The organism is Nonomuraea sp. NPDC048881 (genome assembly GCF_040649795.1).
In the GTDB taxonomy this organism is placed as follows: Bacteria; Actinomycetota; Actinomycetes; order Streptosporangiales; family Streptosporangiaceae; genus Nonomuraea.
This window is the reverse complement of the sequence record NZ_JBEZGC010000009.1, coordinates 212,803-237,549: the sequence shown is the minus strand read 5'-3', so window position 1 is coordinate 237,549 and position 24,747 is coordinate 212,803. Positions and strand designations below refer to the sequence as shown.

Annotated in this window: 22 protein-coding genes; 17 read left to right on the top strand and 5 right to left on the bottom strand. The window is 72.6% G+C overall.

Annotated features, from left to right (window positions below):
• Positions 1-5 precede the first annotated feature (5 nt).
• Complete coding sequence (locus AB0C33_RS30695) at positions 6-215, bottom strand: helix-turn-helix transcriptional regulator (protein WP_352331315.1); 210 nt, start codon at positions 213-215, stop codon at positions 6-8.
• A complete protein-coding gene (locus tag AB0C33_RS30690) occupies positions 215-814 on the bottom strand; it encodes a DUF2975 domain-containing protein (protein ID WP_358293963.1) in 600 nt (199 codons plus the stop codon). Before AB0C33_RS30690 ends, AB0C33_RS30695 begins: the two co-directional genes overlap by 1 nt.
• 158 nt (positions 815-972) lie before the next feature.
• Here AB0C33_RS30690 and AB0C33_RS30685 point away from each other — a divergent pair, with 158 nt between their 5' ends.
• The 8 genes from AB0C33_RS30685 to AB0C33_RS30650 all read left to right on the top strand — a co-directional run bounded on the left by AB0C33_RS30685 (position 973) and on the right by AB0C33_RS30650 (position 8,028).
• A complete protein-coding gene (locus AB0C33_RS30685; RefSeq protein WP_358293961.1) occupies positions 973-2,556 on the top strand; it encodes a protein kinase in 1,584 nt (527 codons plus the stop codon).
• Positions 2,557-2,637: 81 nt separating this feature from the next.
• Positions 2,638-3,711, top strand: a complete 1,074-nt coding sequence (locus tag AB0C33_RS30680; protein WP_358293959.1) for an aminopeptidase P family protein — start codon at positions 2,638-2,640, stop codon at positions 3,709-3,711.
• Between the two features lie 25 nt (positions 3,712-3,736).
• Positions 3,737-4,297, top strand: coding sequence for an elongation factor P (gene efp, locus AB0C33_RS30675; RefSeq protein ID WP_352326968.1), 561 nt, complete (start codon positions 3,737-3,739; stop codon positions 4,295-4,297).
• Between the two features lies 1 nt (position 4,298).
• Positions 4,299-4,709 (top strand): transcription antitermination factor NusB, encoded by a 411-nt coding sequence (gene nusB / locus AB0C33_RS30670; RefSeq protein WP_358293958.1) that lies wholly within the window; start codon positions 4,299-4,301, stop codon positions 4,707-4,709.
• Positions 4,710-4,929: 220 nt separating this feature from the next.
• The gene (locus AB0C33_RS30665; protein WP_358293956.1) at positions 4,930-5,268 is read left to right on the top strand and encodes an MmcQ/YjbR family DNA-binding protein; all 339 of its coding nucleotides are present in this window, start codon (positions 4,930-4,932) and stop codon (positions 5,266-5,268) included.
• A 94-nt stretch (positions 5,269-5,362) separates the two neighbouring features.
• Positions 5,363-6,118: a methyltransferase domain-containing protein gene (locus tag AB0C33_RS30660; RefSeq protein ID WP_358293955.1), complete on the top strand. Its 756-nt coding sequence runs from the start codon at positions 5,363-5,365 to the stop codon at positions 6,116-6,118.
• Positions 6,119-6,150: 32 nt separating this feature from the next.
• On the top strand, positions 6,151-7,392 hold the full coding sequence (gene dinB, locus AB0C33_RS30655) for a DNA polymerase IV (protein ID WP_358293953.1): 1,242 nt from the start codon (positions 6,151-6,153) through the stop codon (positions 7,390-7,392).
• A gap of 240 nt (positions 7,393-7,632) precedes the next feature.
• Positions 7,633-8,028, top strand: a complete 396-nt coding sequence (locus AB0C33_RS30650; protein ID WP_358293952.1) for a DUF3040 domain-containing protein — start codon at positions 7,633-7,635, stop codon at positions 8,026-8,028.
• 103 nt (positions 8,029-8,131) lie between these two features.
• On the opposite strand, the gene AB0C33_RS30645 is transcribed toward AB0C33_RS30650, so the two are convergent.
• From AB0C33_RS30645 to AB0C33_RS30635, 3 genes are read right to left on the bottom strand one after another with little or no spacing between them, the layout of a single operon-like run.
• A complete protein-coding gene (locus AB0C33_RS30645; RefSeq protein ID WP_358293950.1) occupies positions 8,132-10,558 on the bottom strand; it encodes a DUF3488 and transglutaminase-like domain-containing protein in 2,427 nt (808 codons plus the stop codon).
• On the bottom strand, positions 10,555-11,817 hold the full coding sequence (locus tag AB0C33_RS30640) for a DUF58 domain-containing protein (protein ID WP_358293949.1): 1,263 nt from the start codon (positions 11,815-11,817) through the stop codon (positions 10,555-10,557). Before AB0C33_RS30640 ends, AB0C33_RS30645 begins: the two co-directional genes overlap by 4 nt.
• Positions 11,814-12,791: a MoxR family ATPase gene (locus AB0C33_RS30635; protein WP_352326975.1), complete on the bottom strand. Its 978-nt coding sequence runs from the start codon at positions 12,789-12,791 to the stop codon at positions 11,814-11,816. Before AB0C33_RS30635 ends, AB0C33_RS30640 begins: the two co-directional genes overlap by 4 nt.
• Before the next feature lie 465 nt (positions 12,792-13,256).
• Here AB0C33_RS30635 and mraZ point away from each other — a divergent pair, with 465 nt between their 5' ends.
• The 9 genes from mraZ to ftsW all read left to right on the top strand — a co-directional run bounded on the left by mraZ (position 13,257) and on the right by ftsW (position 24,745).
• A complete protein-coding gene (gene mraZ / locus AB0C33_RS30630; RefSeq protein ID WP_352326976.1) occupies positions 13,257-13,688 on the top strand; it encodes a division/cell wall cluster transcriptional repressor MraZ in 432 nt (143 codons plus the stop codon).
• A 219-nt stretch (positions 13,689-13,907) separates the two neighbouring features.
• Positions 13,908-14,873 carry a 16S rRNA (cytosine(1402)-N(4))-methyltransferase RsmH gene (gene rsmH / locus AB0C33_RS30625; protein ID WP_358293947.1) on the top strand — a complete coding sequence of 322 codons (966 nt, stop codon included), beginning with the start codon at positions 13,908-13,910 and terminating at the stop codon, positions 14,871-14,873.
• On the top strand, positions 14,863-15,354 hold the full coding sequence (locus AB0C33_RS30620; RefSeq protein ID WP_358293945.1) for a hypothetical protein: 492 nt from the start codon (positions 14,863-14,865) through the stop codon (positions 15,352-15,354). The genes rsmH and AB0C33_RS30620 overlap by 11 nt, the downstream gene beginning before the upstream one ends.
• Complete coding sequence (locus AB0C33_RS30615; RefSeq protein WP_358293944.1) at positions 15,351-18,023, top strand: penicillin-binding transpeptidase domain-containing protein; 2,673 nt, start codon at positions 15,351-15,353, stop codon at positions 18,021-18,023. Before AB0C33_RS30620 ends, AB0C33_RS30615 begins: the two co-directional genes overlap by 4 nt.
• A 40-nt stretch (positions 18,024-18,063) precedes the next feature.
• Positions 18,064-19,596, top strand: coding sequence for a UDP-N-acetylmuramoyl-L-alanyl-D-glutamate--2,6-diaminopimelate ligase (locus tag AB0C33_RS30610; protein ID WP_358294297.1), 1,533 nt, complete (start codon positions 18,064-18,066; stop codon positions 19,594-19,596).
• Complete coding sequence (gene murF / locus AB0C33_RS30605; protein WP_358293943.1) at positions 19,593-21,023, top strand: UDP-N-acetylmuramoyl-tripeptide--D-alanyl-D-alanine ligase; 1,431 nt, start codon at positions 19,593-19,595, stop codon at positions 21,021-21,023. The genes AB0C33_RS30610 and murF overlap by 4 nt, the downstream gene beginning before the upstream one ends.
• Positions 21,020-22,078 carry a phospho-N-acetylmuramoyl-pentapeptide-transferase gene (gene mraY, locus AB0C33_RS30600; protein WP_352325068.1) on the top strand — a complete coding sequence of 353 codons (1,059 nt, stop codon included), beginning with the start codon at positions 21,020-21,022 and terminating at the stop codon, positions 22,076-22,078. Before murF ends, mraY begins: the two co-directional genes overlap by 4 nt.
• Complete coding sequence (gene murD, locus AB0C33_RS30595; protein ID WP_358293942.1) at positions 22,075-23,445, top strand: UDP-N-acetylmuramoyl-L-alanine--D-glutamate ligase; 1,371 nt, start codon at positions 22,075-22,077, stop codon at positions 23,443-23,445. The genes mraY and murD overlap by 4 nt, the downstream gene beginning before the upstream one ends.
• Positions 23,435-24,745 carry a putative lipid II flippase FtsW gene (gene ftsW, locus AB0C33_RS30590; protein WP_358293940.1) on the top strand — a complete coding sequence of 437 codons (1,311 nt, stop codon included), beginning with the start codon at positions 23,435-23,437 and terminating at the stop codon, positions 24,743-24,745. The genes murD and ftsW overlap by 11 nt, the downstream gene beginning before the upstream one ends.
• The last annotated feature ends 2 nt before the right edge of the window (positions 24,746-24,747 follow it).

Here is a 24,747-nt window from a genome sequence, read left to right as displayed (position 1 = left end):
CGCCCTCAGTCGTAGGTGAGCAGATCGCCGGGCTGACAGCCCAGGGCCTCGCACAGCCGGGTCAGCGTGGAGAAGCGGATGGCCTTGGCGTGGCCGTTCTTGAGTATCGACAGGTTCACGACGGTGATCTCGACCTTGTGCGACAGTTCGGTGAGCGTCATGCCGCGTTGGGCGAGCAGTTCGTCCAGGCGTACCCGGATGGTGCCTGCGGGCATCAGATCGTGGCCTCGACCTCGTCGAGCAGGGCCACGCCGCGGCGGACGATCTCCGAGACCCCGAGCGCGCACAGGCCGGCCACGAGGCCCGCGAGCGGCACGCCCGGCGCCGGGACGAACGCCGGACCGGTCGTCAGCAGCATGCCGGACAGTATGGCCTGCGCCGCCGTGCCGAGCCCGGCCGACACGAGCGAACCGGCGATCAGGATCCAGCCCAGCCGCCGCAGGTGCCCGGCCGTCACCGCGGAGAACAGCGCCCGGTCGCCCGACCGCGCCCTGCGCAACGCGCGGACCACGGTGTAGAGCGCGAGCAGCCCGGTCGCCATGGGCGGCGCCCACAGCAGGAGGTAGAGCAGCGCCGCCGCGGGCGAGGGCCCCACGGGGCGGAGGGTCACCTCGGCCGCGGCGCTGACGATCTCCACCCCCGGGACGGGGGTCACGGGCGGCGTCACGCCGGAGACGTGCAGCGGGACGCCGATGCCGTTGGCCGTGCCGAACACGGCGATCAGGACGGTGGCCCCCAGGGCGGTGAGCGCGCCGAGGCAGCCGAGGACGAGGCCGATGCTCAACAGGACCTCAAGCCGGTTGATCCACTTCATGGGCATAACGATAATCGTAAATAACGAAAGTCGTTATGTCGAGGGACGGCGGGCGCGGCGTGACGGGGGGCGCGAACCGTGGATCATGGGGCGGAGAGGGGCTGGAGGGCCCTATGGTGGGTCGGAAATAGCCCACTTTTCGAGTTTTTGGCGGGGATATGTCCGACGCTACGCCTTCGATGGTCGCCGACCGGTACCGGCTTGACGAGCTCATCGGCAGCGGTCCGATGGGTGAGGTGTGGCGGGCCTACGACACCCGCGCCGACTGGGTCGTGGCCGTGAAGATCCTGGGCGCGGGCGAGGCCGGCGCGGCCGGCGAGGCCGCCAGGGAGGCGCTGAAGCAGCACGCGCAGGCGGTGGCCAGGGTGATCCACCCCAATGTGGCCATGGTCCTCGACGTGGGCGACCAGGAGGGCGCCCCTTTCCTGGTGACCGAGTTCCTCACCGGGACCAGCGTGGGGGAGGACCTGGCGGCCGAGGGGCCCATGCCGATCGTCGAGGTGTGCGACCTGGTCGGCCAGGCGGCCGCCGGGCTGGACGCCGCGCACCGCGCCGGGGTGTTCCACGGGCAGATCGACTCCGGCAGCTTCCGGCGGGCGGCCAGCGGCGTGCTGAAGGTCGTCGGGTTCGGGCTGCCGGACGAGGAGCCGTCCCAGGCCGAGCGCCGCTACCTGGCCCCTGAGCGGGCCTCCGGCCGTCCCGCCACGGCCGCCGCCGACCTGTACGCCCTCGGCGCCGTCTGCTACGAGCTCCTCTGCGGCCGCCCGCCCGCCGCCCCCGACCTGCCGGTGACCGGCATGCGCGCCACCCCGCCGTCCCCACCCTCCGCCTCCGGCGCCGAGGCCCCCGGAGCTTCGGCCCCGGGAACCGAGGCCCCCGGGGGTGTCGGGCAGGGGGTCGTCCCGCCCAGTGCGATCCGGCCCGAGATCCCCGCCGAGCTGGACCGGCTCGTCCTCGCGATGCTCGCGCCCGACCCCGCCAGGCGGCCCTCGGGCGGCGAGCCCGTCCGCCGGGCCCTGGCCGCCATCGCCCGGCCCGGCGCGGCCCCGGGGGCGGCCCCGGCGGCCGCGAACCCCGCCGGAGCCCCGGCGGGCCGGCCGGGCGACACCCAGGTCTACGACTTCAACGGCGTCCCGCGGGCCGGTGACACCGCCGTCTACGAGTCCGCCGAGCTGGACCCGGCGCCGCCGCGTACCGGGAACAAGCTGCTGATCCAGATGGGGATCGCCGTCGCGGTCATCGCCGTGGTGGCCGTCGCCATGGTGATGTGGGCGGGCTCGCGCAAGGAGACCCCGGTGGCCGAGCCGAGCGCGAGCACGCCCCCCACGCCCGTCCTGACGCCGGACGTCGCGCCGCCCGCCCGCCCGACCTCCGAGCCGCCCCGAGCCAGCCCCACCGACCTCACCCCCGGCGACACCGCCACCAGCCTGGTCCAGACCGTCGGCCCCAAGGCGACCCTGGGCTCCGGGCAGACCCCGGCGGGCGGCTGGGACCACTGGCTGGTGAAGTTCGACGAGGCGGTGACGGCCCAGGAGGACATCGGCGACATCGATCCCCATGTCGCCGAGAAGGTCCACGACAAGCTCAGGAAGGCCGCCAAGAAGCTCCAGGACGGCCATTTCGAGCCCGCCCGCGGCCAGATCGCCGGCGTCTACCGGGACCTGCGCAACGCCCAGGTGAAGGGCGACGTCCCCCTGTCGGGCCCCCTCGCCTCCTTCCTGGACGACTTCGCCGTCTCCTGACCGTGACGGGGGCGGGAGGCCCGTGGTTTCCCCTCTCCTGGCCGGGTGGGGCAGGGGCCGGGGCGCGCGTACATTGGCGGGATGACCATCGACCACGCGGCGCGCCGGGCACGCCTGGCCGCCGCGCTGCCCGCCCACGAGGTCCCCGCGCTCCTCGTCACCTCTCCCGTCAACGTCCGCTACCTCACCGGGCTGGTCAGCTCGAACGCGGCCGTCCTGGTCAGGGCGGACGGCTCGGCGCTGCTGGCGACCGACAACCGCTACATCGACAAGACCCGCGCCCTGGACGTGCCCGCGGTCGAGGCGCCCGACGTGGCCGGCCGGCTGGCCGCGCCGGGCGTGGGCATCGAGGCCGCCGCCATGACCGTGGCGACCTTCCGCCGCCTGGAGGCGGGCCTGGCAGAGACCGGAGGCGACGGCGAGGGCCAGGGCCTGGTGCCGCTCGGCCCGCTGGTCGAGGAGCTGCGCGCGGTCAAGGACGAGGCGGAGCTGGAGCTCATCCGCACCGCCTGCGCCCTGACCGACCAGGCCTTCGCCGACGTGCTCCCGATGGTCGCGCCGGGCCTCACCGAGCGCGCCCTGGCCCGTCTCCTCGACAACCGCATGACCGAGCTGGGCGCCGACAAGCCGGCGTTCGACACGATCGTCGCCGCCGGCGAGAACGGCGCGATCCCGCACCACGCCCCCACCGACCGCGAGCTGCGCGCCGGCGACCTGGTCACGATGGACTTCGGCGCCCGCTACCACGGTTACCACGCCGACATGACCAGGACGGTCTGCCTGGGCGCGCCCGCCGCCTGGCAGCGCGACCTCTACGACCTGGTCAGGCGCGCCCAGCGGGCCGGCCGGCACGCCCTGTCCCCGGGAGCCCGGGCCAAGGACGTCGACGCCGCCGCCCGCGGCCTGATCGAGGCGGCGGGCCACGGCGAGCACTTCCGGCACGGCCTGGGCCACGGCGTCGGCCTGGAGATCCATGAGGACCCGTTCCTGGGCCCCTCCAGGACCGGTAGACTAGAGGATCGAGTTCCGATCACCGTCGAGCCTGGGATCTACCTCCCCGAGCGGGGCGGGGTTCGCATCGAGGACACCCTCGTGACCCGTGAGGGCGGGCCGGAACTTTTCACCAAGACCACCAAGGAGCTGCTCGTCCTTTAGAGCGGCCACACGCGGGAGAGAACGAGTGGCGACGACCAACGACCTCAAGAACGGCATGGTGCTGAAGCTCGAGGGCGGTGAGCTCTGGAGCGTTGTCGAGTTCCAGCACGTCAAGCCGGGCAAGGGCGGCGCGTTCGTGCGCACCAAGCTCAAGAACGTCCTCTCCGGCAAGGTCGTCGACAAGACCTTCAACGCCGGCGTGAAGGTCGACGTGGCCAACGTCGACAAGCGCGAGATGCAGTACTCCTACAAGGACGGCGACGACTTCGTCTTCATGGACACCGAGACCTACGACATGGTCAACGTGCCCGCCCGCACCGTCGGCACCGCCGCCAACTACATGCTGGAGAACACCCTCGCCACGATCGCCTTCAACGAGGGCTCGGCGCTCTACGTCGACCTGCCCGCCGCCGTGGAGCTGCTGATCTCCAACACCGAGCCCGGCCTGCAGGGCGACCGCTCCACCGGCGGCACCAAGCCCGCCACGCTGGAGACCGGCGCCGAGATCAAGGTGCCGCTGTTCATCACCACCGGCGAGAAGGTCAAGGTCGACACCCGCAGCGGCGAATACCTCGGCCGGGCCTGAGGTGTCTGCACGCGGCAAAGCACGCAGGCGCGCCCTTGACATCCTCTTCGAGGCCGAGCTGCGCTCGGAGGATCCGCTGAAGATCCTCGCCGAGCGCGTCGAGCGGCAGGAGCCGCCGGTCAACGAGTACACCTCGGCCATCGTCGAGGGCGTCGCCCGCCACCATGCCCGCATCGACGAGCTGATCACCACCTACTCCGAGGGCTGGACACTCGACCGCATGCCCGCCGTCGACCGCAACCTGCTGCGCGGCGGCACGTACGAGCTGCTGTGGATGCCCGGCGTGCCGGAGGGCGTGGTCATCAGCGAGTGGGTGCACCTGGCGGGCGAGCTGTCGACCGACGAGTCGCCGCAGTTCATCAACGGCCTGCTGGCCCGGTTCAAGCAACTCAAGCCAAGCATCACCCTTTAGACAAAGGCCGCGAAGGCCGTTTCGGAGTACGTTCCACTCAGGCGATCCGTACGGCTCGCGACGAGGCGGCGGGAGGCGCGCCGGCGCGGCCTTCCGGTGCGGTCCCGGGCCTGGCCGCGGGGCCGTGAGCCGGTCCGGGGAAGTGGCGCGTCACCAGCCGCGACGCGCCCTTTTCCGGCCCTGTCCGCCCTTGTCCGGCTTTCTGTGTGAGCATCGGTCCATGGTGACCGAAGACGAGGTGCGCGCCCTCGCCCTGGCGCTCCCCGAGACCGTCGAGAAACCCATGTACGGCACGCCCGCCTTCTACGTGCGCGGCAGGTGGTTCGCCCGGATCACGCAGGAGGACGGCGTGCTCGCCGTGCCGGTGGGCGGCGTGGAGCTCAAGCACGAGCTGATCGCCGCCGTCCCCGGCACGTTCTTCGCCACGCCCCACTACGACGGGCACGCCGTGGTGCTGGTGCGCCTGGCGGCCGTGGCGGCCGGCGAGCTGGCCGAGCTGCTGACCGACGCCTGGCGGCTGCGCGCGCCGAAGAGGATCGCGGCAGCCTTCGACGGTTAGGGTCCGGCCTGCGGGCGACGCCGCGTACGGCGTAGGCTGGGCCCGTCCGCACAGGGCGAGGGCCGCCCGCGGAGGAGAGAGAGGCGAGCCGACGTTGCGAGCAGAAGGCGTCACCACGAAGACCCCGGCGGTGCGCACCGCCGTCGTGTGGGGCGCGTTGCGGTCGGTGCTGGCCGAGCGTGCCGAGGCCGTCGGCCGGGCCGCGCTCGACATCGTCGACGCCGGCGGGGGCACCGGCGGGTTCGCCGTGCCGCTGGCCGAGCTCGGCCACACCGTCACCGTCGTCGACCCCAGCCCCGACTCGCTGGCCGCGCTGGAGCGCCGGGCCAAGGAGAAGGGCGTGGGCGTGCGCGGCCTGCAGGGCGACACCGCCGACCTCGGCGACCTGCTCGACCGCGACAGCGCCGACCTGGTCCTGTGCCACAGCGTCCTGGAGTACGTCGACGACCCCACCGGCGCGCTGGCCGCCGTCGCCGGGCTGCTGCGCCCGGGTGGCGCCGTCAGCGTGCTGGCCGCCAACCCCGTGGCCAGCGCGATCCACCGGGCGCTGGCCGGACAGTTCGACGAGGCCAGGGCCGTGCTGGCCGACCCGCGCGGCACGTGGGGCGACCGCGACCCCACGCCGCGGCGTTTCACCGCCGAGACCCTGGCGCGGCTGCTGACCGCCACGGGCTTCACCGTCGGCGCGGTCCACGGCGTGCGGGTCTTCGCCGACCTGGTGCCCAGCCGGCTCGTCGACGGCGAGCCCGGCGCGGCCGACGCGCTCGTGGCGCTGGAGCAGGCCGCCGCCGTCCACCCCGTGCTGCGGGACGTCGCCACCCAGGTGCACGTCCTCGGCCACCGCCCCTAGTCTGGAACGTCTGTTCGGATAGAATCGCAGGCGTGTCCCGCAAGCAGATCACAGGCATCGGCCCCGCGCCGCGGACCGGGGTCGATGACAGCGGCTGCCCGATTCTCCACGTCGACATGGACGCCTTCTTCGCCAGCGTCGAGCTGCTGGAACGGCCGGAGCTGCGGGGCCGTCCGGTGATCGTCGGCTCGCCGGCCGGGCGCGGCGTCGTGCTCAGCGCCACCTACGAGGCCAGGGCGTCCGGCGTGCACTCGGCGATGCCGATGAGCAGGGCGCGCCGGTTGTGCCCGCAGGCCACGATCATCCCGCCCAGCCACGGCAAGTACTCCGAGGTCTCCCGGGGCGTCATGGAGATCTTCCACTCGATCACCCCGCTGGTCGAGCCGATCGCCTCCGACGAGGCGTTCCTCGACGTCGGCGGCGCCCGGCGGCGGCTCGGCCCGCCCGCGGCGATCGCCGCCATGATCAGGGAGCAGGTCCTCGACCGCTACGGCATCACCTGCTCGGTGGGGGTGGCCTCCAGCAAATTCGTGGCAAAGCTGGCCTCCAAGCAGTGCAAGCCCGACGGCCTGCTGGTGGTGCCCGAAGGGCAGGTGGTCGACTTCCTCCACCCGCTGCCGGTCGCGGCGTTGTGGGGCGTGGGGGAGCGCACCGAGCAGTCCCTCGTCCGGCTCGGCATCCGCACCGTCGGCGACCTGGCCAGGGTGCCGCTGGGCACGCTCCAGCGCGAGCTCGGGCAGGCCGTCGGCGGCCACCTGGCGACGCTGGCCTGGGGGCGCGACGAGCGTCCGGTGACCGCGCACGTGCCCGACAAGAGCATCGGCAACGAGGAGACCTTCGCGGCCGACGTCGACGATCCCGAGGTGATCCGGCGCGAGCTGCTGCGCCTGGCCGAGCGCGTGGCGGCCCGGATGCGTAAGGGCGGACACGTGGGCAGAACTGTAAGTGTGAAGCTGCGCCGGGCCGATTTCACCACGATCACCCGGTCGCGCACCCTGCGGGAGCCGACCGACGTGGCCCAGGTGATCTACGCCACCGCCTGCGAGCTGTTCGAGGCCGCCGGTCTCCAGCGGGTGCGCCTGCGCCTGGTCGGGGTCCGGATGGAGAACCTGCGCCCGGCCGGCGAGGCCACCCATCAGCTCGGTCTGGGCGAGCGCGAGACCGGCTGGCGCGAGGCCGAACAGGCGATGGACAAGGCGATCCGGAGATTTGGCCCCGATGCGGTGCTCCCAGCGTCGCTGGTACGTGGCAAGCTTGATGAAATAGAGACATGACGCCCATGTCCTACTCGATCGGTCAGTCGGGTAGGAGAAGGATGTCGCGATTTTGGGGGAAGGGGTGCGAGATGGTCCACAATGGAGCCATGACGTCACCTCCGGTTTGGTCTGCGTTGGACGTTTGCTTTCGCCTACGTCTACAGCCTCGTATTCTGGGGATAACCGACCGCGAGGTTCGGACACCCCGTGTCGTCCGTTGCCGTCTTCCCCGTCCTGGGGCTGTCCTTGGGAGGCGCCGTGCCGCTCTCTGAGCACGAGCAGCGCTTGCTCGACCAGATCGAGCAGGCCCTCTACGCCGAGGACCCGAAGTGGGCCAACACCGTAAGGATCAGTGACCCGCGCAGCCATTACAAGCGTCGCCTGATCAAAGCCTCCATCGGCTTTGCGCTCGGCGTCGTGATCATGATGGTCGGCGTGGTCATGAGTCAGATCCCGCTCGGCGTCGGCGGTTTCGTGGTCATGCTCGCCGCGTGTCTGTGGGGTCTGTCCAGCTGGAAGCGCATGAACGGGTTCGGCGACTCGCCGCCGGCCCAAGGCGCCGGCGCCACGGGCAGGCAGCCCCGGCGCGCCAACCGGGGCACCTTCATGGAGCGCATGGAGGAGCGCTGGCGCCGTCGTCACGACGAGCGCTGACCTCCTCGCCGCTCCTCACCGGCCCCGAACCTTCCGCCCTACGCGAACGTGCGGCCGTTCCCCTTCCGGGGAGCGACCGCACGCTCGGTCCTGGGCAGGCGGCTCAGGCGCCCTTGTGGGCCGCCGTCCGCCGCAGCCTGATGTTCTCCAGCAGGTCGAAGCCGTCCAGCAGGCGCTCGCCCAGCGCCCGCAGCCGCCGCAGCGTCGAGGGCGGCAGCAGCACCGCCCGCATCCGCCGTCCCCGCGACACCGTCGCCGCCAGGGCCTGCCGCACCTTGCGCAGGTCCTTTCTCATGGGCCCGATCGTGCCCGGGTCCCTGGCGAACAGCACCCGCTCGACCGTCGTCGCGATGGCCGTCATGGCGGCCGCCGACTCGGCGTCGAACTCGTACTGCCGGCTCAGCCGCCGGGCCAGCGCCCTCGGGGTCTCGCTGGCGCCGCGGGTCATGCCGTAGTCGCACAGCACGTCGTCCAGCTCGGCCCACACGGCCGCGATCGACGGGTGGTGGGCGGTCGCGATCCTGGCCGTCAGGTCGTCGGCCGGTTGCGAGACCTTCCAGCCCAGCGCGCGCACCCGCCGGTTCCTGGTGAGCAGCCGCAACGCCGCCGGGACCAGCAGGAGCAGCAGCAACGCGCCCGCGCCGATGCCGATCTTGCCGATCAGCGGCATCGAGTCGTCCGGCGGCAGGCCGCCCGTGGCGATCAGGCCCTCACGGTCGAGCTCGCGCGGGTTGCGCCGGGTGGAGGGGTTGATCGGGTCGTCGGCGCCGGACTCGGTCGCGCCGCTGCTCGGCGAGGTGGACGGCGTCGTCGAAGGCGCCGGCGGGACCGTGTAGTCCGGCACCCGCGCGCTGCCCTGCCCCAGCGACCCGGACGGCGTCGGCTCGAACGGCAGCCAGCCCACGCCCTCGAAGTACAGCTCGGGCCAGGAGTGCGAGTCGCCGGTCGTGACCGTCCAGTTGTCGCCGGCCTTCGTGCCGCCGGTGTAGCCGATCGCCACCCGCGACGGGATGCCGACGATCCTGGCCAGCACCGCCATCGAGGCCGCGAACTGCTCGCAGTAGCCCGTGCGGTCGCGCAGCAGGAAGTCCCGCAGCGCGGAGTTGCCGTGGCCCTGCGTCCGCAGGTCGTAGCGGAAGTCGCCGTCCTTGGTGAAGAACTGCTGGAGCTTCACCGCCGCCTCGTAGTTGGAGTTGGTCTGCGCCGTCAGCGAACGCGCCAGCCGGACGATCTCCGGCGGCAGGTTGTCCGGCAGCTTCAGGTAGCGCCGGTCCACGCTCGGCTGGACGCCCTCCAGCGACTCCAGCAGCTCCGGCGTGGCGGCCGGCTCGCTCGTGGCGACCTCGTACTCCAGGCCGGCCGCCTCGTCGGGGATGGAGAAGACCATCAGCGTGCCCACGTCGGCGCGCCAGTCGCCGTCCACCCGGATCTGCCGCGGCGGGTACGGCAGCGGCAGGAACTGTAGCCGCTCGATCTCGTCGCTCATCCGGATCCTGGTGACGACGTTGCTGACCTTCGTGCTCGCGCTCAGCCCCGGAGGCGGCGGCAGCGGCCCGTTCTCCGTCCTGTTGTCCGGCGAGCCCTTCGGCTCGGTCATGCCGAACTGCTGGCCGTCGAAGGTGTCCAGCGCGTAGATCCGCAGGTATCTGGGCTTGTCGTCGTTGTTGTTGTAGGTGAGCACCACGCGCCGCTCGGGCAGTTCGAGCTGCCCCCGCAGGCTGGCGATCGGGCTCGCGATGCTGATCGAGTTGCCCTTGCCGCCGCCCCGGCCGCCCACGCCGAACTGGAAGAAGGAGACCGGCTCCATCACCGGCAGCGCGGCGGGCAGCAGCACGGCCAGCGCGATGGCGGCGAACCCGATGCGCTTGCCCGACAGCCGCAGTCCGCTGGTGTCGGCCCTGGCCCCGCCGGTGTCCGGACGCGGCCCGGTCGCCGCCCTGGTCCGGCGGACGAGCACCGCCCGTCCCCAGTGGCCCACCCGCTCGCGCCCGTCGGCGATCAGCAGGCTGACGAAGCCGAGCGCGGCGATGATGAAGGCGGGCCAGCTGATCGGCTCGGCCAGGATCGTCGCCGGGACCGTGGCCAGCGCCAGCAGCGGCAGCCCGGCCAGCGCCGCCCGCCGCAGCCGCGCGGCGAGCAGGTCCACGGCGATCGCGATGACGCCCACGCCGCCCGCGGTCAGCAGCGTGATGCCGTCCGTGGACGGCACGGGCGCGGCGTAGCGCTGGATGTCGGCCCAGCCGACCCCGAGCAGCCGGCCCAGCTCCCACACCGACTCCTTGGTCGGGATCACCAGCGCCCACGCCTTGCCGGAGGCGAAGACCACGGTCAGGAAGATCCATAACGCGGCCAGCCCGGCGAGCGGCGCGGCCCAGGCGGGCAGCGACAGGCGGGAGCCGATCACCCCGGCGGCCATCACGGCCAGCACCGCGCCGAGCGACGTCCAGAACCAGGCACCGCCCTGGAAGAGCGGATAGAGCAGGATCGCCGCGGTGAACGCGGCCACACCCGAGGCGGCCGTCAGCCTCATGCCGCACCTCCCGTGGGGTTGAGCGCGTACCTGCCGCGGTTGGCGGCGTCCGGCCAGACCGAGGCGATGGAGGTGCCGGCGGGCAGGCGGACGATCCGCCAGCCGTAACCGGCCAGGACGCCCTGAACGGCGTCGAAGTTCTCGTGCGAGCCCCGGCCGGCGCCCTCCCAGGTGCCGGCGTCGAGCAGGACCGCGACACCGGTGACGCCGCTGTGCCGCAGCCTGGCCAGCTCCCTGGCCTCCTCGGGGTCGAGCGCGCCGAGCACGGCCACGATCAGGCCGTCGCCGCCGCCCTGGCGCAGGGCCGAGACGCCCATCTCCAGCGAGCGGGCCGAGCTGTGCCGCACCACGGCGAGCGTGTCCAGCAGCGAGTAGCTGAGACCCTGGTCGGTCAGGTGCTCGGCGCCCTGGTCGGTCACCAGCCGCAGGCCCAGACCCTCGTGGGCGAGATGCACGCCGATCGAGGCCGCGGCCGAGACCGCCACCTCGAAGGAGGAGCGCGGACCCTCGCCGCGGTGGGCGTGCCTGCGGGTGTCCAGCAGGAGCGCGCCGCGGCTCTGCCACTGCTGCTCCTCGCGGCGCACCATCAGCTCGCCGTGCCGGGCGGTCGAGCGCCAGTGCACCCGGCGCAGGTCGTCGCCCTGCCGGTACTCGCGCGGCGCCACGTCGTCGTCGCCGGCCGCGGCCACGCTCCTGGTGCGGCTGTCACCGCCGCCCGTCCACTCGCCCGACAGCCGTACGTGCGGCAACGCCACCACCTGCGGCGTCACCACGAGCGTGTCGCTGATCGTGAACGCCCGGGTCAGCTCCACCAGCCCGAACGGGTCGGCGATGCGCACCGACAGCGGCCCGATCGTGTACCTGCCGCGCAGGTCGGACCGGACCCGGTAGTCGATCTCCCGCACGCCCTTGGACTCGACCCGGTCGAGCACGAACCGCGGCCGCACGCCCAGCGCGTACGGCACGGTGTCCTCGATCAGCAGCAGCCCGGTCGGCAGCCTGGTCACGTTCTCCAGGCGCAGCGTCACCGTGGCCTCCCCGCCCACCTCCGCCCTGGGCGGGTCCAGCCTCCGCGCGCAGCTCAGCCGGTACCTGGTACGTGCCACCACCAGCGCGGCCAGCAGCGGCAGCGCCGTGACCAGCACGCCGATCCTGAACAGGTCGTTCTCGCCCAGGATCAGCGCCATCAGCAGCGCCGCGATCCCCGAGGCCAGGAACGACCTGCCGCGGGAGGTCAGCGCCCGCAGTCCGGCCCTCACGACGCTCGCGTCTCCGGCACCGGCACACGCCTGACGAGGTCGGTCACCACCTGCTCGGGCAGCCGGCGCTGGCCCTGAGCCTCGACGCTGGGCAGCAGCCGGTGCGCCAGCACGGGCACGGCCAGGTCCTGCAGGTCGTCGGGGATGACGTAGTCGCGTCCGGCCAGCGCCGCGTGCGCCCTGGCCGCGCGGACGAGCTGCAGCGTGGACCGGGGGGAGGCGCCCAGCCGCAGGTCGGGGGAGTGGCGGGTGGCCACGACGAGGTCGATGGCGTACTTCTTGACCGGCTGCGAGACGTACACGCCGCGCACGGCCTCGATCAGGGCGCGCACCTCGGCGGTCGTGGCGACCGGCTCCAGCTTGTCCAGCGGCGAGGTGCTGCCGTGCACGTCGAGCATCTCCAGCTCGGCGGTCGGCTCCGGGTAGCCCATGGCGACCCGGGCGGTGAACCGGTCGCGCTGGGCCTCGGGGAGGGGATAGGTGCCCTCCATCTCGATGGGGTTCTGGGTGGCGATCACCATGAAGGGGGCGTCCAGGGGGTACGTCACGCCGTCCACGGTGACCTGGTGCTCCTCCATGCACTCCAGCAACGCCGACTGCGTCTTGGGGGAGGCGCGGTTGATCTCGTCGCCCACGACGATGTTGGCGAACACCGGCCCGGGCTTGAACTCGAACTCACGCGTCTGCTGGTTGTAGGCGCTGACCCCGGTGATGTCACTGGGCAACAGGTCGGGCGTGAACTGCACGCGGCGCACCGGGCAGTCGATGGACCGCGCCAGAGCCTTGGCGAGCATCGTCTTGCCGACCCCCGGCACGTCCTCGATCAAAAGGTGGCCCTCGGCGAGCAGGACGGTCAGTGTGAGACGGACGGCGTCGCTCTTTCCCTCGATCACCGACTCGATGGCCTGCCGAATTCGGTGGGCGGTGGAGACCAGCTCGTCAAGCTGGGGAGGGACGTCATGGGTTAGTGCCACCAGGCCTCCATAGTGCGACGGCTGTCCCGCACGGTGCCATTACGGGAGCCATGCCATTCCTTTTCCATTGTCTGTACGACCCTACGACGCTGCGGGTTCTTGAGCGACATTTGTGGATATTCCAGGGAACCCCGCTGATGTTCCTGTTCTTGTCGCATAGCAGTGCGAATCCCGTGACACTGCCCCCTCGGCGGCCCCACTTTCCTCCACCCCCGCCTTGGCGCCCGCCGGGAGCCCCTATACCGCCGGTCTTTCCAACCCTCGACACGCCCATGAGGGTTGGCCCGCCCCCCGGCGCCCCCCACCCCCGCTCCACCGCTCTGACCTGCGGTAACGCAACGGAAACTGATGATGAAGACGGTTCGAATCAGTTGACGGTGGGGAGAAGTGGAGTATGGTGGTGCGCAGTGGAGGGCCCGGTGCACCAGCGCTGAGCGCTTCGCTGAGGCACGGGAGGTGGCGCCGATGTTCCTCGGCACCCATCAACCGCGTCTTGACGACAAGGGACGGCTGTTCCTGCCGGCTAAGTACCGTGAGGAGCTGGCGGAGGGTCTTGTGATCACCAAAGGCCAGGAGCGATGCCTCTACGTCTTTCCAGTAGAGGAGTTCCAGCGCATAACCGAGGCTCTCAGCACCGCCCCGGTCACCGCCAAGGCGGTGCGTGACTACAGCCGCGTCTTCTTCGCAAGCGCGTCCGACGAGAAGCCAGACAAGCAGGGACGCGTCACGATCCCGCAGAGCCTGCGTCAATACGCCGGCCTGGAGCGTGACTGCGTCGTCATCGGGGCCAACACCCGGTTGGAGATCTGGGACTCGCAGGCTTGGGACACCTATCTCAACGCGCAGGAGCAGGCGTTCGCCGATCTGTCGGAGGAGGTGCTGCCAGGGATCTTGTAGTGACCACGGTCGATCCGTCGGTGATGTCGTTCGGCGAGGTCTCCACCCGCAACCACTGCCTGCCAACTGATGCACCTTCCCCGGTGTCAGAGGGCGGGCGTCCACGAAGAGGGTGCGGATGGGGACCTGGCCGGACGGCGCCGGGTGGGGACCCAGGAATGACTGACGATTGACCGATACGCGTCATCCGCGAGCAGGACGCGAGAGGGGGGGTTGGAGATGGACGACAACGCAGGCACGGGCGGTCACGTTCCGGTGATGCTCGACCGCGTACTGGAGCTGCTGGGCCCGGCGCTGTCGGGGCCGGAGCCGGTCGTCGTCGACGCCAATCTCGGGCTCGGCGGCCACTCCGAGGCCCTGCTCGCCGCCTTCCCGTCCCTGCGCCTGATCGGGATCGACCGCGACCCGTTCGCGATCGACTTCTCCACCCGCAGGCTCGCCCCCTACGCCGGCCGCACCACCCTGGTCCACGCCTCCTCGGGCGACCTGGCCCAGATCGTCGCCGAGGCCGGGCATCCCACGGTCCACGGCGTGCTGTTCGACCTCGGCGTCTCCTCGCCGCAGCTCGACGAGGCCGAACGCGGCTTCGCCTACTCCTACGACGCCCCGCTCGACATGCGCATGGACACCGAGCAGGAGCTGACGGCCGAGCGGGTGGTCAACACCTATCCGGCCGCCGACCTGGCACGAATCCTGCGCGACTACGGCGAGGAACGTTTCGCGCCGAGGGTCGCGGGGCTTATCGTCAAGGAACGCGCCAAGGAGCCCATCACCTCCACCAAGAGACTCGCCGACATCGTGCGCGACGCGATCCCCGCGGCGACCAGGCGCACCGGCGGCAACCCCGCCAAGAGGACTTTCCAGGCGCTGCGCATCGAGGTCAACGCGGAGCTGTCCGCCCTGGAGGCGGCGCTGCCCGCGGCGCTCGACGCGCTGGCGCTGGGTGGGCGGGTCGTCGTGCTCTCCTACCACTCCCTTGAGGACCGGCTCACCAAGCAGGCCCTCACGGCGCGAACCAAGGACACCAGCCCGCCAGGGCTGCCTGTCCCGCTACCGGCACACCAGCCGAGGTTCCGCCTGCTGACGAGGGGAGCCGAGCTCCCCAGCGATGAAGAGCTCGCCCGCAACCCGCGGGCGGCCTCGGCCCGGCTACGGGCGGCAGAGAGGATCCGCGTTGACGATTGAGCAGGAGACCGGCCGGGTCGCGCCCGTCCGCCGCGCCATGCCCAAGCCGGGCACGCGCAGGCCGGGCGTCTCGCACCAGACCAAGCCGCGGCCCCGTCCTGACACCGGCGACCGGCGGCCGGCGGCCGCGCGTCCCGGCGAGAGCGCCGCGCCCGCGCGCCGTCCCGCCGCGCGGCGGCCCTCGACCAAGCGGCAGCGGGCGCCGTTCGTGCTGCTCGTCGTCGGGTTGATGTGCGGTGGGCTGGTGAGCCTGCTGCTGCTCAACATCATGCTCAACCGCGACGCCATCACCGACGCCAAGCTGCGTGAGGAGATCGCGGTGGCCCAGCAGGAGAAGGAAGCGCTCCGGCTGGAGTACGAGCGCAAGATGCAGCCCCAGAACATCGCCGACCGCGCCGAGGCGCAGGGCTACCACCTGGACAAGAACCTGCGGCCCTGGGACAAGGGCGAGCCGAGTGTCCCGGCGGTCCCGGAGCGGTGAGGGATTCAGGCGGCAGGGGACAGCGTCCCGGCCGCGGCGCTGGCGGCGCCGGCTCTCCTGGAGGGCCCGGCGCCGCTCGTCGTACGCCGGGCGGTCCGGGGCGGGCAGGGCGAGGGGGCTCCGCCCGTTCTGACGGGGCGGGCCGCCCGGGGGCGCCGGACGACTCGCCGCGCAAGCGTCCCCCCGATCCGTTCGACCTGCCGTTCGACGACGACCTGAGGGGCCGCCGGCCCCACGACCCCGACGACGACGCGCGCGGCAGCGCCCGCCGTGACTCCGCGGGCGGCTCCCGCGGCCGGCAGCGCCGCGACGACGGCGACCGCGCCCGGCCCCGCGACGACGAGGGCACCCGTTCGCGCCGCGACCCGGGCGACGGCCCACGCCGCCGTCCGCGCGACGACTCCCGCGACGAGTCCCGCAACCGCGCCGCCTCCCACGGGCGCGACGACGACGACCGCCCGCGCGGGCGCACCCCGCAGAGCCGCGACGGCGACGACCGTCCACGTGGCCGTGCCGTGCCGCAGGAGGGGTCGCGCCGTCGCGGCGACGGCCCCGGCCCCGACCAGGCCCGCGGCTCAAGATCTGACCAGGGGCGCGGCTCCCGGCCCGACCCGGCGCGTGGCTCGCGATCCGACCAAGGACGCGGCTCGCGGTCCGACCCGGCGCGTGGCTCGCGGTCCGAGCCTGCGCGGCCCGGTTCGGGGCCGGGCCAGAGCCGGAGCTCCCGGCCCGACCAGGGGCGCGGCGGCAGGCCCGGTCAGACCCGCGGTCCCGGGGCCGGTCAGGGGCGCGGTCCGGCGTCCGGCCAGGGGCGCGCCTCCGGGCTGGACCAGGCGCGCGGGCGTGAGCGCGGCATGCTCCGCCGCGGCGCGGACGTGCCGCCCCCCAGGGGCCCGCGCCGCCCGCCCACCCCGCCGCGCCCGCCGCGGCCCCCGCTGGTGCTGCGCCTGGGCAGCCCGCGCCGGCGCATCAACATCGGCCTGATCGGCATGACGTTCATCCTGTCGATCTTCGCCGGCCGGCTGATCCAGATGCAGGGCCTCGACTCCAAGGTCTACGAGGCCGCCGCCGTCGGCCAGCGCCAGCACGTCGAGGAGATCCCCGCCAAGCGCGGCACGATCACCGACGTCAACGGCAACGCGCTGGCCCGTACGTCGGAGGCCCGCGAGGTGTCCATCGACCCCTCCAAGGTCCCCGCGGACGTCCGCGCCAACGTCGCCGCGATCCTGGCCAGGCAGCTCGGCAAGACCGTGGAGGAGATGACCGCCAAGCTGTCCAGGACCGGCAGCCGCTACCAGCTCCTGGCCCGAGACGTCGACCCGGTCGTGGCCACCCGCCTGCTCCAGGCCCGCGTGCCCGCCCTCAGCACGAAGAAGACCTACCGCCGCGACTACCCGGCCGGCGACCTGGCCGGCAGCCTCATCGGCTTCGTCGGCGACGAGGGCAACGGCCTGGGCGGCATGGAACAGGCCAAGAACACGATCCTGGCCGGGCGCGACGGCAAGCAGCGCGTCGAGACCGGCCGCGACGGCCTGCGCATCCCCATGACCAGCAGCGAGCGCACCGCGCCCGTCAACGGCCAGGACGTGCGGCTCACCATCGACCGCGACATCCAGTGGGCCGCCCAGAAGGCGGTCGCCGAGCAGGTGCGCGAGTCGGGCGCGAGCAGCGGCGCGGTCATCGTCATGGACGTGCGGACCGCCCAGATCATCGCCATGGCCAACGCGCCCGAGCTCGACCTGGGCAACTGGCGCAGGGCCCCCGCGTCCTCCTACGTCAACAAGGCCGCCGCGGACGTGTTCGAGCCCGGCAGCACCAACAAGGTGATCACCGCCGCCGCCGCGCTGGAGGCCAAGGAGGTCACCCCCGACACGGTGTTCCAGGTGCCCGACAACATCAGGTGCGCCGACCGGGTGCTGCGCGACGCCCACGCCCACAAGCCCGAGGCGATGACCTTCCGGCAGGCCATGGCCCAGTCCAGCAACGTCGCCACGATCATGGCCGCCCGCAAGGTCGGCAGCGAGCGCCTGTACGCGATGCTCAGGGCGTTCGGGTTCGGCAGCACCCCGGCGGGCGGCGTGCCCAACGCCGAGGCGGGCCTGCTGCCCAACTACAAGAACTGGTCGGGCAGCCAGAGCTGCACGGTCGCCTACGGCCAGGGCGTGTCGGTGACCGCCCTGCAGACCGCCAGCGTCTACCAGACCATCGCCAACGGCGGCGTCCGCGTCGATCCGCAGATCGTGGCGGGCACCACCGACGCGTCCGGCAGGTTCGTCCCGGCTCCCGCGGGCAGGCAGACCAGAGTGGTGAGCGAGACGACGGCCAAGGAGATCACGACGATGCTGGAGACCGCGGTGAGCGCCGAGGGCACCGGCGCGCTGGCCGCCATCCCCGGCTACCGGGTGGCGGGCAAGACCGGCACCGCCGACCGCTACGACGCCGAGCTGGGCCGCTACGACGGATACACGGCCTCCTTCGCCGGGTTCGCGCCCGCGGACGCGCCCCGGCTGGTGGTGCTCTCGGTGCTCCAGAACCCCAAGAACGGCCATTTCGGCGGCCAGCTCGCGGCCCCCGTGTTCAAGGATGTGATGACGTTCGCCATCAAGAGCAGGAAGATTCCTCCCACAGGCTCGGACGCGCCGCCGGTGCGTACGCGCGCGGGACAGTGAGCAGGGAAGGTACGCTCTCGCCGTGCGTCCCCCGTCGTCTATGCGTCCCAAGACCAGCCCGCCCCGTCCGCTGACCGGGCTCGCGACCATGCTCGACGCCGATTCCGGCACGTCGAGGTCGCCCCATGCCGCCCTGACCGGCGTCACCATCGATTCCCGCGCCGTGCAGCGCGGCGATCTCTACGTGGCGCTGCCGGGCAACCGCGTGCACGGCGCGACCTTCGCCGCAGAGGCGATGGCGCGCGGAGCCGTGGCCGTCCTCACCGACCCGGCCGGGCGGGAGGCCGCCGTGGCCACCGGCCTGCCGGTGCTGATCGTGCCCGATCCGCGCGCGCTGCTCGGGCAGGTCTCCTCCTGGGTCTACGGCCAGCCGGCCCACGACGTCCAGGTCATCGGGGTGACCGGCACGAGCGGCAAGTCCACCACCACCTTCATGGTGGAGGCCGGCCTGCGGGCGGCCGGCCACACGACGGGCCTGGTCGGCGGCGTCGAGATCGCCGCCGGAGACCTCCGCTTCGAGCCCACGCTGACCACGCCGGAGGCCCCGCAGCTGCACGCCCTGTTCGCGCTGATGCGCGAGCAGGGGGTCACCGCGGCCACCATGGAGGTCTCCAGCCACGCGCTGGCGCTCGGCCGGGTCGACGGCATCTTCTACGACGTCGCGCTGTTCACCAACCTCTCCCAGGACCACCTCGACTTCCACAAGGACTTCGAGGACTACTTCGCCACCAAGGCCAGGCTGTTCCAGCCCGAGCTGAGCCGCGTCGGCGTGACCAACATCGACGACCCGCACGGCCGGGAGCTGCTGCACCGGGCCAAGGTGCCGATGACCACGTTCTCGGCGCTCGGCGACCCGGAGGCGGAGTGGCGGGCGCTGGAGGTCCGGCTCGGCGCCGACGGCAGCGCGTTCCGGGTGGCCGGTCCCGGCGGGGTCGAGGCCGACGCGCAGATCTCGCTGCCCGGCCCCTTCAACGTCGCCAACGCGCTCGGCGCGATCGTCTGCCTGGTGGAGTCGGGGGTGCCGCTCCAGACCGCCGTGCACGGCGTGGGCAGCCTCACCGGGGTGCCCGGTCGCATGCAGCGCATCACCTCCGCCGAGGAGGAGTTCCAGGCGCTCGTGGACTACTCCCACAAGCCGGGCGCCGTGGAGTCGGTGCTGCGCTCGCTGCGTGAGGTGACCGCGGGCACGCTGACGATCGTGCTGGGCTGCGGCGGCGACCGCGACACCGGCAAACGCCCGATCATGGGCGAGATCGCCGCCCGGCTGGCCGATGTGGCGATTTTCACCAACGACAACCCGCGCTCGGAGGATCCGCTCGCCATCCTGGCCGCGATGATGGAGGGAGCGCTCGGCGTTCCGCCCCGCGACCGCGCCCATGTGATCATTGAGCCCGACCGCGCGGCCGCGATCGACCTGGCCGTCGGCCGGGCCAGCCACGGCGACGTGATCGTCGTCGCGGGCAAGGGTCACGAGCAGGGCCAGTACGTCTCTGGCGAAGTGATCCCGTTCGACGACCGCGAAGTGGTCGCCGAAGCGATCGACGCACGCAAGGAAAGCAGGAAGCACCGATGATCCCGTTGCCGCTGGCCAGGATCGCCGAGATAACCTCGGGCGCCCTGTCGGGCATGGCAGACCCCCGCGCCGTCGTGCGCGGGCCCGTAGTGATCGACTCACGCGCGGTGGAGCCGGGATCGCTGTTCGTCGCCCTCGCCGGCGAGCGGGTCGACGGCCACGACTACGCCGCGCAGGCGATCCGGGCCGGAGCGGTCGCCGTCCTGGCCTCCAGGCCGGTCGACGCGCCGGCGGTGATCGTCCCCGACGCCGCGGTCGCGCTGGCGGAGCTGGCCGCCGCGCAGGCCGCCGCGCTGCCGCAGGCCACCGTGATCGGCGTGACCGGCTCGGCGGGCAAGACCAGCACCAAAGACCTGCTGGCCAGGCTGGCCGGCCGGATGGGCCCGACCATCGCGCCCGTCGGCAGCTTCAACAACGAGCTGGGCCACCCGCTGACCGTGCTGCGCGCCGACGTCGACACCCGGTTCATGGTGCTCGAACTGGCCGCCCGCAACATCGGCCACATCAAGGACCTCACCCGCATCGCCCCGCCGGCGATCGGCGTCGTGCTCAACGTCGGCACCGCGCACCTCGGCGTGTTCGGCGGCAAGGAGGCCATCGCCAAGGCCAAGGGCGAGCTGGTGGAGGCGCTGCCGCGCACCGGGGTGGCGGTGCTCAACGCCGACGACCCGCTGGTGTCGCAGATGGCCTCGCGCACCGACGCGCGCGTCACGTACTTCGGGCGCGGCGAGGGCGCGGCCATCAGGGCCGAGCAGGAGACGGTCGACGGGCGCGGGCGGGCCTCGTTCACGTTGCGCACGCCGTCCGGGGCCGCGCCGGTCACGCTCCAGCTCTACGGCGCCCACGCCGTGGAGAACGCCTTGGCCGCCGCCGCCGCGGCCTACGAGCTCGGCCTGCCGGTCGCCACGATCGCCGAGGAGCTCTCGGAGGCCACGCCGCGCAGCCGCTGGCGCATGGAGGTCACCGACCGGCCCGACGGCGTCACGGTGGTCAACGACGCCTACAACGCCAACCCCGACTCGATGCGGGCCGCGTTCGACATGTTCGGCGTGATGGGCCAGGAGCGGCGGCGGTTCGCGGTCATCGCGGCGCTGCGCGAGCTGGGCGAGGAGAGCGCGGCGCTCAACGCCGAACTGGGGCGGCTGGCGGGCGCTTCGGGCCTGACGGGCCTGGTCGTCGTCGGTCCCGACGCCGGCCCGGTGCTGGAGGGCGCGAACGAGGCGGCCTCGGCCGCCGCGGGACCGCCAGGTGGCGGAGGGCCATATGCTCCCCAGATGACCCGGATCGTACATGTCCCAGATGCCGAGGCAGCGGCGGCCGCACTGGCCGGCCTGCTGCGCCCCGGCGACGCGGTGCTCGTCAAGGGCCCCCGCGCGATGGGCCTGGAACGCACGGCGGAGCTCCTTCTCGGAGGTGCCGCTCAGTGATCAACATCGTCATCGCCGGCGCGGTGGGCCTCGTCCTGTCGATGCTGGGGACCCCCTTGGCGATCAGGCTGTTCTCGCGGCGCGGCTACGGCCAGGAGATCCGCGAGGAGGGAGTGCAGGCCCACCTGGGCAAGCGCGGCACCCCCACCATGGGCGGCATCGTGTTCGTGCTGGCCGCGCTGCTGGCCTACGGCGGCTCCCACCTGGCCACGCTGTCGCCGCCGACGGTGTCGGGCATGCTCGTGCTGTTCCTGATGACCGGCCTCGGCGCGGTCGGCTTCCTCGACGACTTCATCAAGATCTACAAGCAGCGCAGCCTGGGCCTGCGCAGCGGCGCCAAGGCCCTCGGCCAGCTCGTCGTCGGCGCCGTGTTCGCCGTGCTGATCACCCGCCAGCCCAACGTCTACGGCATCACCCCCGCCGAGACCCGGCTGTCGTTCCTGCGCGACATCGGCCCCTCGATCGGCATCGTCGGCTTCACCATCTGGGTGCTGTTCATGATCGTCGGCTTCTCCAACGCCGTGAACCTCACCGACGGCCTCGACGGCCTGGCCAGCGGCGCGACCGGCGTCGTGCTCGGCGCGTACGTGCTGATCGGCAACTGGCAGCTCCGCAACAACTGCATCGACCAGCTCGGGCCCAACTGCTACTGGGTGCGCGACCCGCTCGACCTGTCGGTGGTGGCCGCGGCCGTGCTGGGGGCGCTGGTCGGGTTCCTGTGGTGGAACGCCCCGCCGGCGAAGATCTTCATGGGCGACACCGGCTCGCTGGCCCTGGGCGGCGTGCTGGCCGGCCTGGCCATCGCCACCCGCACGCAGCTCCTGCTGATCATCCTGGCCGGGCTGTGCGTGATCATCACGGCGTCCGTCATCATCCAGGTCGGGTTCTTCAAGATGACCGGGAAACGGGTGTTCAGGATGGCGCCGCTGCAGCACCACTTCGAGCTGAAGGGCTGGGCCGAGACCACGATCGTGGTGCGGTTCTGGCTCATCGCCGGGCTCTGCGCGGCGCTCGGGCTCGGGCTGTTCTACGTCGAGTGGATGCCCAAGCCATGACGTTGACGTGCGTGGCCGGGCTCGGCGTCTCCGGCACCGCGGTGGCCGGGGCGCTGGCCGGACGCGGCGAGCGGGTCGTGGTCGTGGAGGCCGTGGAGGGTGAGCGGCAGCTGGCCGCCGCGGCCGAGCTGGCCCGCGCCGGAGTCGAGACCAGGTTCGGCGAGATGGTGCTGCCCGAGGGCACGACCAGGCTCGTCACCACCGGCTGGGCCCCGCACCACCCGCTGGTCGCCGCCGCGCTGGCGGCCGGCGTCGAGGTCGTCGGCGAGGTGGAGCTGGCCTGGCGGCTGCGCCCGCCGCACGCCGCCCCCTGGCTCGCGCTGACCGGCACCAACGGCAAGACCACGGCCGTGCGCATGCTCACCTCGATCCTCCAGGCCGCCGGGCTCGACGCCCTGGCCGTGGGGAACGTGGGCGTCCCGGTCGTCCACGCCGTCGCCGAGCCGTACGACGCCCTGGCCGTCGAGCTGTCCAGCTTCCAGCTCCACTGGTCCAGCACCCTGGCCCCGCACGCCGCGGCGATCCTGAACATCGCCCCCGACCACCTCGACTGGCACGGCTCCATGGCCGAGTACGCCGCCGCCAAGGGCCGTATCTACGAACGCGCCGGCACCGTGATCTACAACGCCGACGACCCCGAGTGCGCCCGCCTGGCCGAGCCCTACCAGGGCGCCGTCGGCTTCACGCTGCGGGCGCCGCGCAGCGGCCAGATCGGCGTGGTCGAAGACCTGCTGGTCGACCGGGCGTTCGTGGCGGACCCGGTCGAGGCGGCGGAAGAGCTGGCCACGTTCGCCGACATCCGGCCGTTGGCCCCCCACAACGTCGCCAACGCCCTGGCCGCCGCCGCCCTGGCCCGCTCGCTCGGCGTGCCGTCCGAGGCCGTACGGCTGGGCCTGCGCGCCTTCAAGCCCGACCCCCACCGCCTGTCCCACGTCGACCGGGTCGGCGACGTCGACTACGTCGACGACTCCAAGGCCACCAACCCGCACGCCGCCGCGGCCGCGCTGAGCGCCTACCCGTCGATCGTGTGGGTGGCGGGCGGTCAGCTCAAGGGCGCCGACGTCGACGACCTGGTCCGGCGGGCCGCGCCCCGGCTGCGCGGCGCGGTGCTGCTGGGCGCCGACCGCGCGGCGATCGCCGAAGCACTCGCGCGACACGCGCCGAATGTCCCCGTCGTGGACATCCCGGGCCAAGACACTGGTGTGATGGACACCGTCGTCACCGAAGCCGCGCGGCTGGCCTCCCCCGGGGACACCGTGCTGCTCTCCCCAGCGGGCGCCTCGCTCGACATGTTCCCCGGCTATCCGGCACGAGGGGAGGCCTTCGCCCGTGCCGTCCACGAGCTGAGGCGGCGGCGTGAGCAGTAGCACCGGCACCGCCGGCGCCCGTCCGGCCGCCGGCGAGCCCGCCCGGTCCAAGGCCCAGGAGGGCCCGGCGAGCTGGGTCCGCGAGCAGCGCGCCGTGCTGAAGGAACTGCTCGACAAGCCGCTGACGACCTACTACCTGATCATCATGTGCAGCGCGCTGCTGCTCGCGCTCGGGCTCATGATGGTGTTGTCGGCCTCCGCGATCGAGGCCCAGCAGAAGACCGGCAACCCGTTCTCGTGGTTCATCAAGCAGTCGTTGTCGGCCGGCGTCGGCGTGCCCGTGATGTACGCCTGCTCGCGCCTGCCGCCGAAGTTCTTCCGCTGGGCGGGCTACCCGCTCATGGCGCTGGCGGTGCTGGCGCTGGTCATGGTGCTGTTCATCGGCGAGTCCGAGCTGGGCGCGCAGCGGTGGATCTACCTCGGCCCGTTCACCCTCCAGCCGTCCGAGCCGGCCAAGCTGGCGCTCGTGCTGTGGGGGGCCGACCTGCTGGCCAGACGGGCCAGGCAGGGCCGGATCGAGTGGCGGCAGATGCTGATCCCGCTCATGCCCGGCACCGCGATCCTGGTCGTCATGGTCCTGCTCGGCCGCGACCTCGGCACCACCCTCGTGCTCTTCATGATCTTCCTGGCGCTGCTGTGGGTGGTGGGGGCGCCGATCAAGCTGTTCGGCGGCATCCTGGCGCTGGCGGTGCTGGCCGCGGTCATCATGATCAAGGTGGAGCCGTACCGGATGAAGCGCATCGGGGCCTTCCTCGACCCGTGGGCCGACGCCCAGGGCGCCGGCTACCAGGCCGTGCAGGGGCAGATCGCGATGGGCTCGGGCGGCTGGTTCGGGCTCGGCCTGGGCAGCAGCCGCCAGAAGTGGAGCTGGCTGCCCCACGGCGAGAGCGACTTCATCTTCGCCATCCTCGGCGAGGAGCTCGGGCTGATGGGCACGCTGATGGTGGTGGCGCTGTTCGGCCTGCTCGGCTACGCGGGGCTGCGGGTCGCGGTCCGGGTCAACGACGGCTTCGTCCGCCTGGCGGCGGCCGCCATGGTGGCCTGGATCGTCGGGCAGGCGGCCGTCAACATGGGCGCGGTGCTCGGCGTCCTGCCCATCACCGGCATCCCGCTGCCGCTGGTCTCCTACGGCGGGTCGTCCCTGCTCCCCACGCTCGCCGCGCTGGGCATCCTGCTGTCGTTCGCCAAACGCGAGCCCGGCGCGCGCGAAGCCTTGGCCGCGCGTGGCCCCGGACCCGCCGCACGGGGCCTAAGCTGGCTTGGCCTGGGGGGTACGTCCAGAGGCCGAGTGAGACGTTAGGG